Origin of the sequence: Amycolatopsis ponsaeliensis (genome assembly GCF_030182635.1) — a bacterium.
GTDB lineage: Bacteria > Actinomycetota > Actinomycetes > Mycobacteriales > Pseudonocardiaceae > Amycolatopsis > Amycolatopsis ponsaeliensis.
This window is the reverse complement of record NZ_JAPZLD010000011.1, coordinates 192,850-204,153: the sequence shown is the minus strand read 5'-3', so window position 1 is coordinate 204,153 and position 11,304 is coordinate 192,850. Positions and strand designations below refer to the sequence as shown.

Annotated in this window: 10 protein-coding genes; 1 reads left to right on the top strand and 9 read right to left on the bottom strand. The window is 69.4% G+C overall.

Annotated elements, in window-relative coordinates; all coding sequences use genetic code 11:
* Nucleotides 1-23: 23 nt before the first annotated feature.
* From QQ657_RS18845 to QQ657_RS18820, 6 genes are all read right to left on the bottom strand, one after another.
* Entirely contained in the window at nt 24-893 is an 870-nt protein-coding gene (locus QQ657_RS18845) for a ribokinase (protein WP_284743472.1), read from the bottom strand.
* Between the two features lie 260 nt (nt 894-1,153).
* On the bottom strand, nt 1,154-2,311 hold the full coding sequence (locus QQ657_RS18840; protein ID WP_284743471.1) for a DUF6346 domain-containing protein: 1,158 nt from the start codon (nt 2,309-2,311) through the stop codon (nt 1,154-1,156).
* Entirely contained in the window at nt 2,308-3,366 is a 1,059-nt protein-coding gene (locus QQ657_RS18835; RefSeq protein ID WP_284743470.1) for a hypothetical protein, read from the bottom strand. The genes QQ657_RS18840 and QQ657_RS18835 overlap by 4 nt, the downstream gene beginning before the upstream one ends.
* Nucleotides 3,367-3,371: 5 nt before the next feature.
* Nucleotides 3,372-4,355: a hypothetical protein gene (locus QQ657_RS18830; RefSeq protein WP_284743469.1), complete on the bottom strand. Its 984-nt coding sequence runs from the start codon at nt 4,353-4,355 to the stop codon at nt 3,372-3,374.
* A complete protein-coding gene (locus QQ657_RS18825; protein WP_284743468.1) occupies nt 4,348-4,671 on the bottom strand; it encodes a hypothetical protein in 324 nt (107 codons plus the stop codon). Before QQ657_RS18825 ends, QQ657_RS18830 begins: the two co-directional genes overlap by 8 nt.
* A gap of 25 nt (nt 4,672-4,696) precedes the next feature.
* Nucleotides 4,697-5,221 (bottom strand): YbaB/EbfC family nucleoid-associated protein, encoded by a 525-nt coding sequence (locus tag QQ657_RS18820; protein WP_284743467.1) that lies wholly within the window; start codon nt 5,219-5,221, stop codon nt 4,697-4,699.
* A gap of 322 nt (nt 5,222-5,543) precedes the next feature.
* On the opposite strand from QQ657_RS18820, the gene QQ657_RS18815 reads away from it, so the two are divergent.
* On the top strand, nt 5,544-6,281 hold the full coding sequence (locus QQ657_RS18815; RefSeq protein ID WP_284743466.1) for a TetR/AcrR family transcriptional regulator: 738 nt from the start codon (nt 5,544-5,546) through the stop codon (nt 6,279-6,281).
* Here QQ657_RS18815 and QQ657_RS18810 read toward each other — a convergent pair.
* The 3 genes from QQ657_RS18810 to QQ657_RS18800 all read right to left on the bottom strand — a co-directional run bounded on the left by QQ657_RS18810 (nt 6,278) and on the right by QQ657_RS18800 (nt 11,262).
* Nucleotides 6,278-7,015 (bottom strand): 3-oxoacyl-ACP reductase family protein, encoded by a 738-nt coding sequence (locus QQ657_RS18810; RefSeq protein ID WP_284743465.1) that lies wholly within the window; start codon nt 7,013-7,015, stop codon nt 6,278-6,280. The two genes, QQ657_RS18815 and QQ657_RS18810, sit on opposite strands and share 4 nt — an antisense overlap.
* A gap of 90 nt (nt 7,016-7,105) precedes the next feature.
* Nucleotides 7,106-9,946: a leucine--tRNA ligase gene (leuS, locus tag QQ657_RS18805; protein WP_284743464.1), complete on the bottom strand. Its 2,841-nt coding sequence runs from the start codon at nt 9,944-9,946 to the stop codon at nt 7,106-7,108.
* 155 nt (nt 9,947-10,101) lie between these two features.
* Nucleotides 10,102-11,262: an esterase-like activity of phytase family protein gene (locus QQ657_RS18800; protein WP_284743463.1), complete on the bottom strand. Its 1,161-nt coding sequence runs from the start codon at nt 11,260-11,262 to the stop codon at nt 10,102-10,104.
* Nucleotides 11,263-11,304: the final 42 nt, after the last annotated feature.

Genomic DNA, 11,304 nt, shown 5'->3' with positions numbered 1-11,304 from the left:
GTGCAACACGGGCCCTCGGATGATCATTCCCCCAGGTCGGCGGCGGTCGGGTAGGACGGCTGCGCACCGTGCCGCGTCACGCTGAAGGCCGCGACGCGCACCGCGCGCTTCGCCGCGGAGACGAGGTTGGCGCCGTCGGCGAGCGAGGCCGCGAGCGCACCCGCGAAGGCGTCCCCGGCGCCGGTGGTGTCGACGGCCTCGACCGCCGGCGAACCCACCTCGGTCACGTCGTCCTGCTCGACGACGACCGCACCCGCCGCGCCGAGCGTGACGACGGCGGCCCGCGGTCCGAGCTCCAGGAGCTTCCGGAAGTCCGCGCCGGACCCGGCCAGCCACGCGGCTTCGTGTTCGTTGACGAGCAGGACGTCGAGCTTCGCCAGCGTCTCCGCGGACAGCTTCGCCGCCGGCGACAGGTTCAGCAGTACCTTGACGCCCTTTTCGGCGGCCCGCGCGACGGCGTGCTCGATGGTCGGCAGCGGAACCTCGAGCGAGGCGACCATGATCTCGACCCCGTCGAAGACGGCGTCGACGTCGGCGGGCTCGAGGCTCGAGTTGGCGCCGGGGGAGACGAGGATGGCGTTCTCGCCGTCCGGGGTGACGGTGATGTAGGCGATGCCGGTCGGCCGGTCGCTGGTCCGGACGAGTCCGGTGTCGACACCGGCGGCGCGCAGCGAGTCGAGCAGCAACCGGCCGTAGGGATCGTCGCCGACGGCACCGAGGAGCGCGACGTCCGCCCCGAGCCGGCCGGCCGCGACCGCGGTGTTGGCGCCCTTGCCACCCGGCGAAAGCACGGTGTCGCCGCCCAGCACGGTCTCGCCACCTGCCGGCCGCCGGTCCACCGCGACGACGAGGTCGGCGTTGGCGGATCCCACAACGAGGACGTCGGAGTTCATCCCCGCACTGTGCCACGAAAGCCGTCCGACCAGGTCGGGAAGGGTGGGGAAGAGGAAAGTGAAGGTTTTTGTAACTTATCCGGCGTTGAGTGCGACAATCATGCGAGCAGCGGATGCCCGTCACTCGATCGGGGGATCACATTCCCCCGGCCGTCACTATGCGGACCGGTCCCGCTCTCCAGGTGCGTCACCACGCAAGACGTGGTGACGGTGCCCCGACCGGCGAGAGCCGGAACAGGGCATCATGTCGCCGGCGCCGATCACGTAGCCCCCCGAGTGATCGGCGTCGGCGGCGCCTCACGCCGGACCGGCCCGAGTTCGGCGGTGAACTCGCGGTACCGCTCCGGCCGGAAGGCCGTCATCGCCGCCCGCAGGTCTCGAACCGCGGCCTCCGAAAAGACATGAGGCAGCCGGACCGCGCCCCGCTCACCCGGCAGCCGGTGTGGGCCGAGGATCGCGCCGACCTCCCAGAACGGCCGCAGCTCCGGACGCTGTCCCAGCACCGAATCGGCGACCGGGAACACGTCGACGACACGCAGAACCAGGCCGTCGTAGGCCACGGTCAGCACGCGCACCTCGGCTACCTCGTCCCAGTTGAGCCCGAAGTGCTCGTCGCGAGGCAGGCGCTCCCAGCCGATTCCCGTGTCCGAGACGAACAGGTGCGCGGCTTTCCGGCTGGTGCGGTACCCGCGCGGGGTGACGACGTTCAGCCACAACGGCGCGGAGAACCCGAACAACGCCAAGACGAAGAGGGCGCGCCGCCCCTCCGGATTGCCGACCAGCGCCGCCAGGACCGCAGCAAGAGCACCGGCACCCACTGTCGGACCGGCGATCCGCCAGTACTGCCGCCGGGACCACTCGCCAGGCGAGATCACGCGCCTGCCGGACGCGCCGCCGCCACCGGTCGCGGCAGGCAGGACGCAGACCGGCGACGACAGCCGGGCATCGGCCGAGTGCCGCACCATCCTCCGCTGCCAGCGGCGTTTGCTGCGCTGCCGCTCGATCACGCACAGCAGGAAGAGCAGGCCGACCACGAGGATCGGCATCCACGACGGCATCTTCGGCGTCTCGGCGGAACGCCGGTACCTCCCGTCCACGTCGACGACGGGAACAGCCTTCCCGGCGTCATCCGGAGTCAGCTCGTCGAGGTCGAACCGTACTGCTCGGGGACTTTCGTCTTTCGCGGTCACTTCGGCGACGCAGACCCAATAGAAGCCGATCCCCCCGCGGCTGACGGGTCCGACCCGCTCACACGACTCGACCCGGGCGACGGCGTTCGACGAGCCCTGGCGATCGGGACCGTGGCTGAAGGTCATCCGCGCCACCGCCGTCCACGAACCGATCGTGAACATGAGGCCGAGGACGGTGAACAGGGCGATCCGGCGCCATCCCGGACGCCGGACGGTGGGAACAGTCACGTGGTCACCAGCTGCAGCAGGTGTTTGGCCGCACCGGGGGAAACTTTCGCTGCCAACAGCTGATCCTCGCCGTTGCGGCGAATCGCGTGGACGGCGACGTAGTGGCGGGTGGCTTTCCTCGCCGAAGGTTCGACAGTCAGCCGGGCGAGGTCGGCGCGCCGCACCGTGACTGGGTCGCCTTCCTTGGGGCGCCAGGTGATCGCGGCGGGCGTCAGGGCGAACTCGCCGAATTCGCCCCGGTAGCGCGTCACGTAGAGCAGTACCCAGATCGCCACGGCGACCGGCAACGGAATCCCCGGCGGGATGTCGTAGAAGGCGGGCGCCACGAAGTCGGCGATGACGGCCAGCCAAGCCGTCCACAGGAGCACCAGCCGGACGGCAGACGCCTGCTCGGCGCGGATGACCGCTCCCGGCTGGTCGGCGCGCCAGCGCTTTACCAGGCGCTTCACCGGGTTCGGCACGCCGAAGCCACCACGCCGGACGTTCTTGGAGGTCCAGCGGCCGAGCCCGGGGCGATACCGCTCGATCGCCGCCAATGCCTTTTCCGCCTCGTCCCGGGCCATCGCCGACGACAGGATGAAGCCGTCCTCGGATTCGTGCCGGCAGTCGGGGGTCAGGTTGCGGATCGCGTCGTCGTCCGTCAGCGAGACGGCGAGCGCGACCCGGTCTTCCGGTTGACCTTCCCGGAAGACGAATCGCCGGACGTCGTCCCAGGGCAGGACGAGCGTCGTCTTGTCTTCGAGCGGCTGCCGAAACCCGTCCGGGCCGAACTCGACCCTCGCCGTCACCATCGCGCCGTTGCGGCGCAGGTACCGCCGCTGGATCGGCCGGAAGCAGAAGCACACCAACGCCAGCACGCCGAGCGCCGGCGCGACCAGGTACACGACCGGATCCTGACTGCGCGCCCACACCAGCAGCCCGGCCAGGACGGCGAACACAACACCGAAGAAGGCCATGCACCCGACGGCCATCCTCAGCTCGGACGGCGGGTTGTGGATCGGCAGCCGGACGCGCACCACCGCCGTTTCCGGCTCACCGGGAGTCGTCGACACCACGGCGGCTAGATCGACCCGGAGATGCGCTGGGCGCCCTGCTGCTGGAAGACCGGCTCGGCCGCCGCGGGTTTCTTCTCGTTGTAGTGGTTCTCGCGGTACTTCTTGTCGGCCTCGTCGTAGGCGCCCGCGGTCTTCTTGCCCGCTTCCTTTCCGGCCTCTTCACCGAGTGCCTTGGGCAGCTCCTTCAGCGCGTCCTTGAAGATGCCCGGCGCAGCGTGAGCCGCGTCCCGCAGTGCCGCGAGCAGCTTCTGGCCGACGGTCCTGAAGAGTCCGCTCAGGTGGTTGAACTGGCTGATGCCCTTCTGGAAGGCCCGCATGAGCTTCTGCAGCCACTCCGACATCCGCGAGCCGCACTTGACGATCTCGGCAGTCCCTTCGCCGGCCAGGCCGGCGGGCGCGGCGGGTCCCGGATACCGCGCGAGGATGCTGATCAGCTTGCCGATGCATTCCGTGAGCAGGTCGCGCAGCACGCTGCGCACGACGTTCAGGATGCTCTTGCAGACATCGATCAGCACGGAGACGGCCTTCGCGCCGCCGGCGACCCCGGAGTACATGTCACCGAGCTCGGCGGTGAACGCGCGGTAGGCGTTCGCGCCTTCACCCGTCCACTCCGCGCTGTCGGCCTTCACCGTCTCCAGGAGGTCCTTGGCCACCGCGTCGATCTCGTCGCTGATGTTGCCCCAGGTCTCCTGCATGATGTCGAGCTGTTCCTGGTTCCCCGTCACCCAATCGAGCGGAGCGCGCAGGAACTCGACGTGTTCGATCAGCCAGCCGAGCCCCATGCTGGCCAGGCCGGCGATCGGGTCCCGGAGGAACTCCATCACGCCGGCGGCACCGAAACCGAGGTTGAGCAGGCCTTCCGTCCAGTCACCGTCGGCGGCTTTGGTCGCCGCGTCCCAGAAGTCCTGCGCCATCCCGGCACCTTCGAGCGCCGAAGAACCTTCGTCGACCTTCTTCTTGGCGTCCGTCACCAAAGCGTTCTCAGTCAAGGTGGATACCGTCCAAACTGTCCTTGACGTCCTGCTCGCGCCACTCGACGTGCTGCGACCAGGTGCGGACGCGGTCGATCTGCTCCTGGGCCACGTTCTTCGCGTGGCCGATGGAGTCGCTTCCCAGGGTCTGGGCCACGCCGCACAGCGCGCCGAGACCGCAGGCCTGGCCGATGAGCCCGAAGGCCATCGGGTCGACGACCTGGGCCGCCGCATCCAGCGTCTTCGCGAACCGGTCGACGAACGGTTCGAGCTTCTTCGCGTGCTCCAGCAACTGCTCCGGCTTGATCCGGATGTCCGCCTGCGGGCTGTTCATCGTCTTCCCTCCCTCGTTCCCCTGGTCAGCGCAGGTAGTCGCCGTCGCTGAAGTAGTCGTCGTCGGCGCCTTCCCCGGCTTCGGGACGCACTGGGCGCGGCGGGGCCAGCTTCGCGGTGGCCGGCGGGGGTGGCTCTTCCTCCGCGATGAAGCGCGCCCCATCGGTGGCGGGGGCCGCGTAGCCGCCCTCCACGAACCCCTGTGGTTCGGGCTCCGGGTACTCGCGGTGGAGCTGCTCGACCAGCTCGGTCATGGTTTCGGTGCCGGCGATCGACGGCATCCCGGTCTGGACGGCGCCCGCCAGCCTGCTTTGCGCGCGCTGGACGGTCCGCAGGATCTCGTCGGCGAGGTTCGCCTTCTCCCGCACCCCGGGCCCGATCTCCAGGCCGACGAGGTTGCCCAGGTGGTTGACCTTGACCGCGATCTGCCCGTCCTGGCTGCGCTCGGACACCGAGACCGTGGCCATCTCGGCCTGCATGCGATCACCGCGCTGCTTGGCCTCGGCGATCTTGGCGTCGAAGCCGGCCAGCAATTGCTCAGGGTTCGTCACGCGAACCTCCCCGTTCACGTCAGTAGCCGTACGGCGACCGAGTGTGGCACATGGCACCGACAGTTGCGGGTAGTTCGGCTCTTTGTGACGAAGACCCCGGGGTTTCCCCACCCGTCCGGGCGGTCAACCGGGTGTCCGCGCTGCTCAGCGGCTCATAGCGTGGGCTTTCATGAGCATGGCCGTCGTGGGCATGTGGCTGCTGCGGCCGCTGACGCGCGTGCCTGGCCTCGTCGAGTCTTCGCGCGGCTGAGCTGCACCTTTTCGTTACGGCGCAGATCGCGTTAATGCAAGACTTGTCGTAGTAAGCACCTAGACTGTTCGGATGAGCCACCCCACGCGGAGGGGTCGCGCGCGTGCGGCTACCGAACAGGACATCCGGCGGACCGCCCGGAAGCTGCTCGTCGAGCAGGGGCCGGAGGCGGTCACCCTGCGTGCCATCGCGCGGGAGCTGGGGATCACCGCGCCCGCGCTCTACCGGTACTACGAGTCGCGGGACGACCTCGTCGAGAACCTGCGGCTGGACGTCTGCGCCGATCTGGCCGACGAGCTCGCCGAGGACATCGCCGAGCTGCCGGACGACGGGATCATGCAGCTGTTCGCCATCTGCAAGGGCTTCCGGCGCTGGGCGCTCACCCACACGAAGGAATTCACGCTGGTCTTCGCGTCGCCGACCGGCGGGGTCGGGTCCACCGCGGGCTCCGCGCTGAGCCGGGTCGACGAGCCCTTCGGCCGCATCTTCCTGGCCGCCGCCGGGCGGGTGCTCGCGCGGACCGACATCGTGCTGCCGTCCGCCAGCGGGGTGCCCGACGAGCTGCGGGACGACCTCCAGACGTTCCAGGAATCGCTGGTCACCGTGCTCGCCGAGTCCGATCGGGCGGTGCCGGTGGAGAAGATCGACCTCGGCGTGACGTACCTGATGATCCAATTCTGGGCCCGGCTCTACGGGCACGTCACGCTCGAGGTCTTCGGCAACTACCCGATCCCGATGTCCAAACCGGACGTCCTGTTCGAGGCGATGCTCATCGACCTCGCCCGGGAGATCGGGCTCTACACCGGTTAGGCCGCGTGGCCGCCGTCCACCGACAGCGTCGCCGCCGTCACGTAAGCACTGGCCGGCGAAGCCAGGTAGGACACCGCGGCCGCCACCTCCGACGGGTTCCCGTAGCGGTCGAACGCGGTCAACGCCCGCTGGTCCGCCGCGTACGGGCCGTCGGCCGGGTTCATGTCCGTGTCCGTCGGGCCCGGGTGGACCAGGTTGACCGTGATGCCGCGCGGGCCGAGCTCCCGCGCCAGCGCCTTGGTCAGGCCGACCATCGCCGCCTTGCTCGTCGCGTACAACGCCATGCCCGGGCCGGGCACTCGATCGGTCACGCAGCTGCCGATCGTGATCACGCGGCCGCCGTCACCCAGGACGCCGGCCGCCGCCTGGGTCGCCGCGAACACGCCGCGGACGTTCACCGCCAGCACGCGGTCGACGTCCTCGAGCGCGGTTTCGGTGAAAGCGCCGACGAAACCGACGCCCGCGTTGTTCACCAGCACGTCCAGCCGGCCGAACTCGGCGACCGTCGCCGAAACGGCCGCCGACACCGCGTCCGCGTCCGCCGAGTCCGCCTGGATCGCCAGCGCGCGACGGCCGAGGTTCTTGATCTGCTCGACCACCTCGGCCGCCCGCGCGCCGTTGTGCTGGTACGTCAGCGCGACGTCCGCGCCGTCCTCGGCGAGCCGCAGTGCCGTGGCCGCGCCGATGCCGCGGCTGCCGCCCGTCACCAGCGCCACCTTGCCGTCGAGGGTCATCCCCGGTTCTCCTTCGATCGAACGGATTTCCTTGACCGTTCAATCAAATCGGGGATGACCGCCGAGTACCGGCGGCTTTCCGACGGAGCGTTACAGGACGATGTTGACCAGCTTGCCCGGCACCACGATCACCTTGCGCGGGGTGCCGTCGCCGATCAGGGCCGCGACCTTCTCGTCGGCCAGGGCTGCCGCCTGGACGTCGTCGGAAGCGGCGTTCGCGCCCACCGTCACGCGGGAGCGGACCTTGCCGTTGACCTGGATCGGGTACTCGACCGAGTCCTCGACCAGGTACTTCTCGTCCACCACCGGGAACGGGCCCTGCACCAGCGAATCCGCGTGGCCCAGGCGGTGCCACAGCTCCTCCGCCATGTGCGGGGCCAGCGGCGCCAGCATCAGCACCAGCGGCTCGGCCAGCTCGCGCGGCGTCGACGCGGCCGCGCCGTACGTCTTCGTCACGTGGTTGTTCAGCTCGATCAGCTTCGCGCCGGCCGTGTTGAACCGCATCTCCGCGTAGTCCTCGCGGACGCCCGCGATGGTGCGGTGCAGCACCTTGCGGTCCGCCTCCGAAGCGTCCTCAGTGGACACTCGCAGCTCGCCGGTGGTCTCGTCGACGATCAGGCGCCACAGCCGCTGCAGGAAGCGGTGCGAGCCCACGACGTCCTTGGTCGCCCACGGGCGCGACATGGCCAGCGGGCCCATCGCCATCTCGTAGAACCGGAACGTGTCGGCGCCGTAGTTCTCGGCCATTTCGTCCGGCGTGACGACGTTCTTCAGGCTCTTGCCCATCTTGCCGTACTCCTGGGTGACCTCTTCGTCGTTGAAGAAGTACTTCCCGCCGCGCTCCTCGACCTGCTCGGCCGGGACGTAGACGCCGCGCGCGTCCGTGTACGCGTACGCCTCGATGTAGCCCTGGTTGAACAGCTTCCGGTACGGCTCCTTGGACGTCACGTGGCCCAGGTCGAACAGCACCTTGTGCCAGAACCGCGAGTACAGCAGGTGCAGCACCGCGTGCTCGACGCCGCCGACGTACAGGTCGACGCCGCCGGTGTCGTCCGCGCCGTATTCGCCGGGGCGCGGGCCCATCCAGTACGCCTCGTTTTCCGGCGCGCAGAACGACTCCGCGTTGGTCGGGTCGACGTAGCGCAGCTGGTACCAGCACGAACCCGCCCAGTTCGGCATCGTGTTGATGTCGCGGCGGTACTTCTTCGGGCCGTCACCCAGGTCCAGCTCGACCTCGACCCAGTCGGTCGCGCGGGCCAGCGGGGACGACGGCATCGAGTCGCGGTCCTCGGGGTCGAACGTCACCGGCGAGTAGTCGGCGACCTCGGGCAGCTCGATCGGCAGCATCGACTCGGGGACGGCGTGCACTTCGCCGTCGGAGTCGTAGACCACCGGGAACGGCTCGCCCCAGTAGCGCTGGCGCGAGAACAGCCAGTCGCGCAGCTTGAACTGGACGGTGCCGACGCCGGTGCCGTCCTCGGCCAGGCGCTCGATGATCGTCTTCTTGGCCTCGGCGACGTCCATGCCGTCCAGGAAGCCCGAGTTGATCGCCGGGCCGTCGCCGGTGAACGCCTTGCCGTCGAAGCCTTCCGACGGCTGCACGGTCCGGATGATGTCCAGCCCGAACTTCTCGGCGAACTCCCAGTCGCGGACGTCCTGGCCGGGGACGGCCATGATCGCGCCGGTGCCGTAGCCCATCAGCACGTAGTCGGCGACGAAGATCGGGATCCGCTTGTCGTTGACCGGGTTCGTCGCGTACGCGCCGGTGAAGACGCCCGTCTTCTCCTTGTTCTCCTGCCGGTCCAGCTCGGACTTGCGGGAGGCGGCGACGCGGTACTCCTTGATGGCGTCGGCGGGCGTCGCCGCGCCGCCGGTCCACCGGGCGTCGACGTCCGCGGGCCACGCGTCCGCCGTCAGCTTGTCGACCAGCGGGTGTTCCGGCGCCAGCACCATGTACGTGGCGCCGAACAGGGTGTCCGGCCGGGTCGTGAAGACCTCGATCGCGTCGTCACCGGTCTTGAAGGTGACGCGGGCGCCGTGCGAGCGGCCGATCCAGTTCCGCTGCATGGACTTGACCTTCTCCGGCCAGTCCAGCAGGTCCAGGTCGTCGACCAGGCGGTCGGCGTACGCGGTGATCCGCATCATCCACTGCCGCAGGTTGCGGCGGAAGACGGGGAAGTTGCCGCGCTCGCTGCGGCCGTCGGCGGTGACCTCTTCGTTCGACAGCACCGTGCCCAGGCCCGGGCACCAGTTGACCGGCGCCTCGGAGATGTAGACCAGCCGGTGGTCGTCGATGACCGTCTTGCGCTCGGCGGCGCTCAGCGACGCCCAGTCCTTCCCGCCGGGCACCGGGCGTGAGCCGTCGGCGAACGCGGCTTCCAGCTCGGCGATCGGCCGCGCCTTGCCGGCGTCGGTGTCGTACCAGGAGTTGAAGATCCGCAGGAAGATCCACTGCGTCCAGCGGTAGTACTCGGGGTCGATCGTGGAGATGCGACGGCGTTCGTCGTGGCCCAGGCCCAGGCGCCGGATCTGGCGCAGGTAGGTCCGGATGTTCTCCTCGGTGGTCTTGCGCGGGTGCTGCCCGGTCTGGACCGCGTACTGCTCGGCCGGCAGGCCGAACGCGTCGAAGCCCATCGTGTGCAGCACGTTGCGCCCGATCATCCGGTGGTACCGGGCGAAGACGTCGGTGCTGATGAAGCCCAGCGGGTGCCCGACGTGCAGGCCGGAGCCCGACGGGTACGGGAACATGTCCTGGACGAACAGCTTGTCGCTGGGGACCGGCTGCCCCTCGACCGAGAGCGGCCCGACGGGGTTGGGCGCGTGGAAGGTGCCCTGGTCGGCCCAGTGGTCCTGCCACCGCTGCTCGATCTGGCCGGCCAGCGCGGCCGTGTAGCGGTGCGCCGGGACGTCGGTCCCTGTTGTCTCGGTCATCGCCGTCTTCCTTCGTCGCGAGGTACTCCAGAAACAACTCGACCCCTCAGCCACCAGGGCATGAGGGGTCGCCGCGCCGGCCGGGCCGGACCCGGTCAGCGCGGCAGGCTAAGGAGCAGCCGAGCCGTGTTCATACGTTCATCGTAACTTGCTGGTCAAAGCCGTTCCGAGGGGACCGCCAGTGCGACGAACTGGGTGACCTGCGTGGCCGAGAAGTTGTTGTCGCTGACGATGATCAAGCTGCGCTCGCCGTTCGGCAGCTTCGGGCCCCAGGTCATGCCTTCGAGGTTGTCCACAGTGGACAAGCCGAGGTCGGCGGCGTCGAAGAGGAACCGCTTCTTGACCGGCTTGACGTCCTTCGCATCGGCCAGGGACTTCACATTCAGGACGTTCGTCGCGCCCTTCGTGTCGATTTCGTAGACGCGCACCTTGTTGCCGACGCCGGTGCTGAACGAGCGCTCCATCATCAGGAACTTCGTCGGGTCGGCCTGGTCGACGGCCAGCATCGAGGAGACGCCGGTGGTGGCGAACGCCGTCGGCGGCACCGGCGCGGCGAAGAGCGGCTCCTGCGGGTACGCGTACTGCGCCAGGATCGGGCCGAAGCGCGACTGGAGGGTGATCCGCGAGAGCGCGCCCGCGGTCGTCGTCGGCTCGGGGCCGTCCTGCAGCAGCGGGCCCTCGACCTCGCTGGCCAGCAGCGAGCCGAAACCGGTGAAGGTGATGCCTTCGAGGACGAGGTTCTGCCGCGGGCCGGCCGTCGGCGTCATCTTCTCGTTCGCGGGGATCGGCAGGTCGCGGACGTATTTCCCGTCACGGCGCGCTTCACGGATCGACGGGTCGATCAACGTCGTCGCGGTGCGCTCGCCCTCCTGCGACCAGTAGTAGTCGCCGGTCCACGGGTCGACGCGCAGCTCCTCGGGGTCGATCGTCTGCTCGTTCTGCGGCTTCGAGGGGTCGTTCTGCGTGAGCGGCGGGTACGGCGTGCCGTCCGGGCGCAGCAGCGGCTTCGTGCCGGTGAAGGTGACCGGGCCGACGCCGTCCGCCGACACCGGGAACGTCGCCGTGTAGAAGCGGGCGGGGTTGATCGCCGACCGGTCGTCGCAGATCAGGGCGTATCCGCCGGTCCGGGGGTCGTGGTCGATGCTGGAGAGGCCGCCGACCACCGTGCCCTGGAACAGCAGGGAGTTGGGGACGATCTGCTCGCCGAGCAGGCGGACCGGCCGCTGGTGACTCTCGGTGGCGCTCGCCGGCGACGCGGCGAGAATTCCCCCGATCAGACCAAGGGCCAGCACTGTGGGCAGTACGCGTGGTGACATGGCCTGTAGCACAGTCGGTCAGGGTATCCGCCAGGTTGCCAG

What these genes read in the sequence shown, in the direction of transcription:
- QQ657_RS18810 (WP_284743465.1), bottom strand. Translation starts at nt 7,015, where the DNA reads ATGACCCTCGACGGCAAGGTGGCGCTGGTGACGGGCGGCAGCCGCGGC.
- QQ657_RS18825 (WP_284743468.1), bottom strand. Translation starts at nt 4,671, where the DNA reads ATGAACAGCCCGCAGGCGGACATCCGGATCAAGCCGGAGCAGTTGCTG.
- QQ657_RS18800 (WP_284743463.1), bottom strand. Translation starts at nt 11,262, where the DNA reads ATGTCACCACGCGTACTGCCCACAGTGCTGGCCCTTGGTCTGATCGGG.
- QQ657_RS18815 (WP_284743466.1), top strand. Translation starts at nt 5,544, where the DNA reads ATGAGCCACCCCACGCGGAGGGGTCGCGCGCGTGCGGCTACCGAACAG.
- QQ657_RS18845 (WP_284743472.1), bottom strand. Translation starts at nt 893, where the DNA reads ATGAACTCCGACGTCCTCGTTGTGGGATCCGCCAACGCCGACCTCGTC.
- leuS (WP_284743464.1), bottom strand. Translation starts at nt 9,946, where the DNA reads ATGACCGAGACAACAGGGACCGACGTCCCGGCGCACCGCTACACGGCC.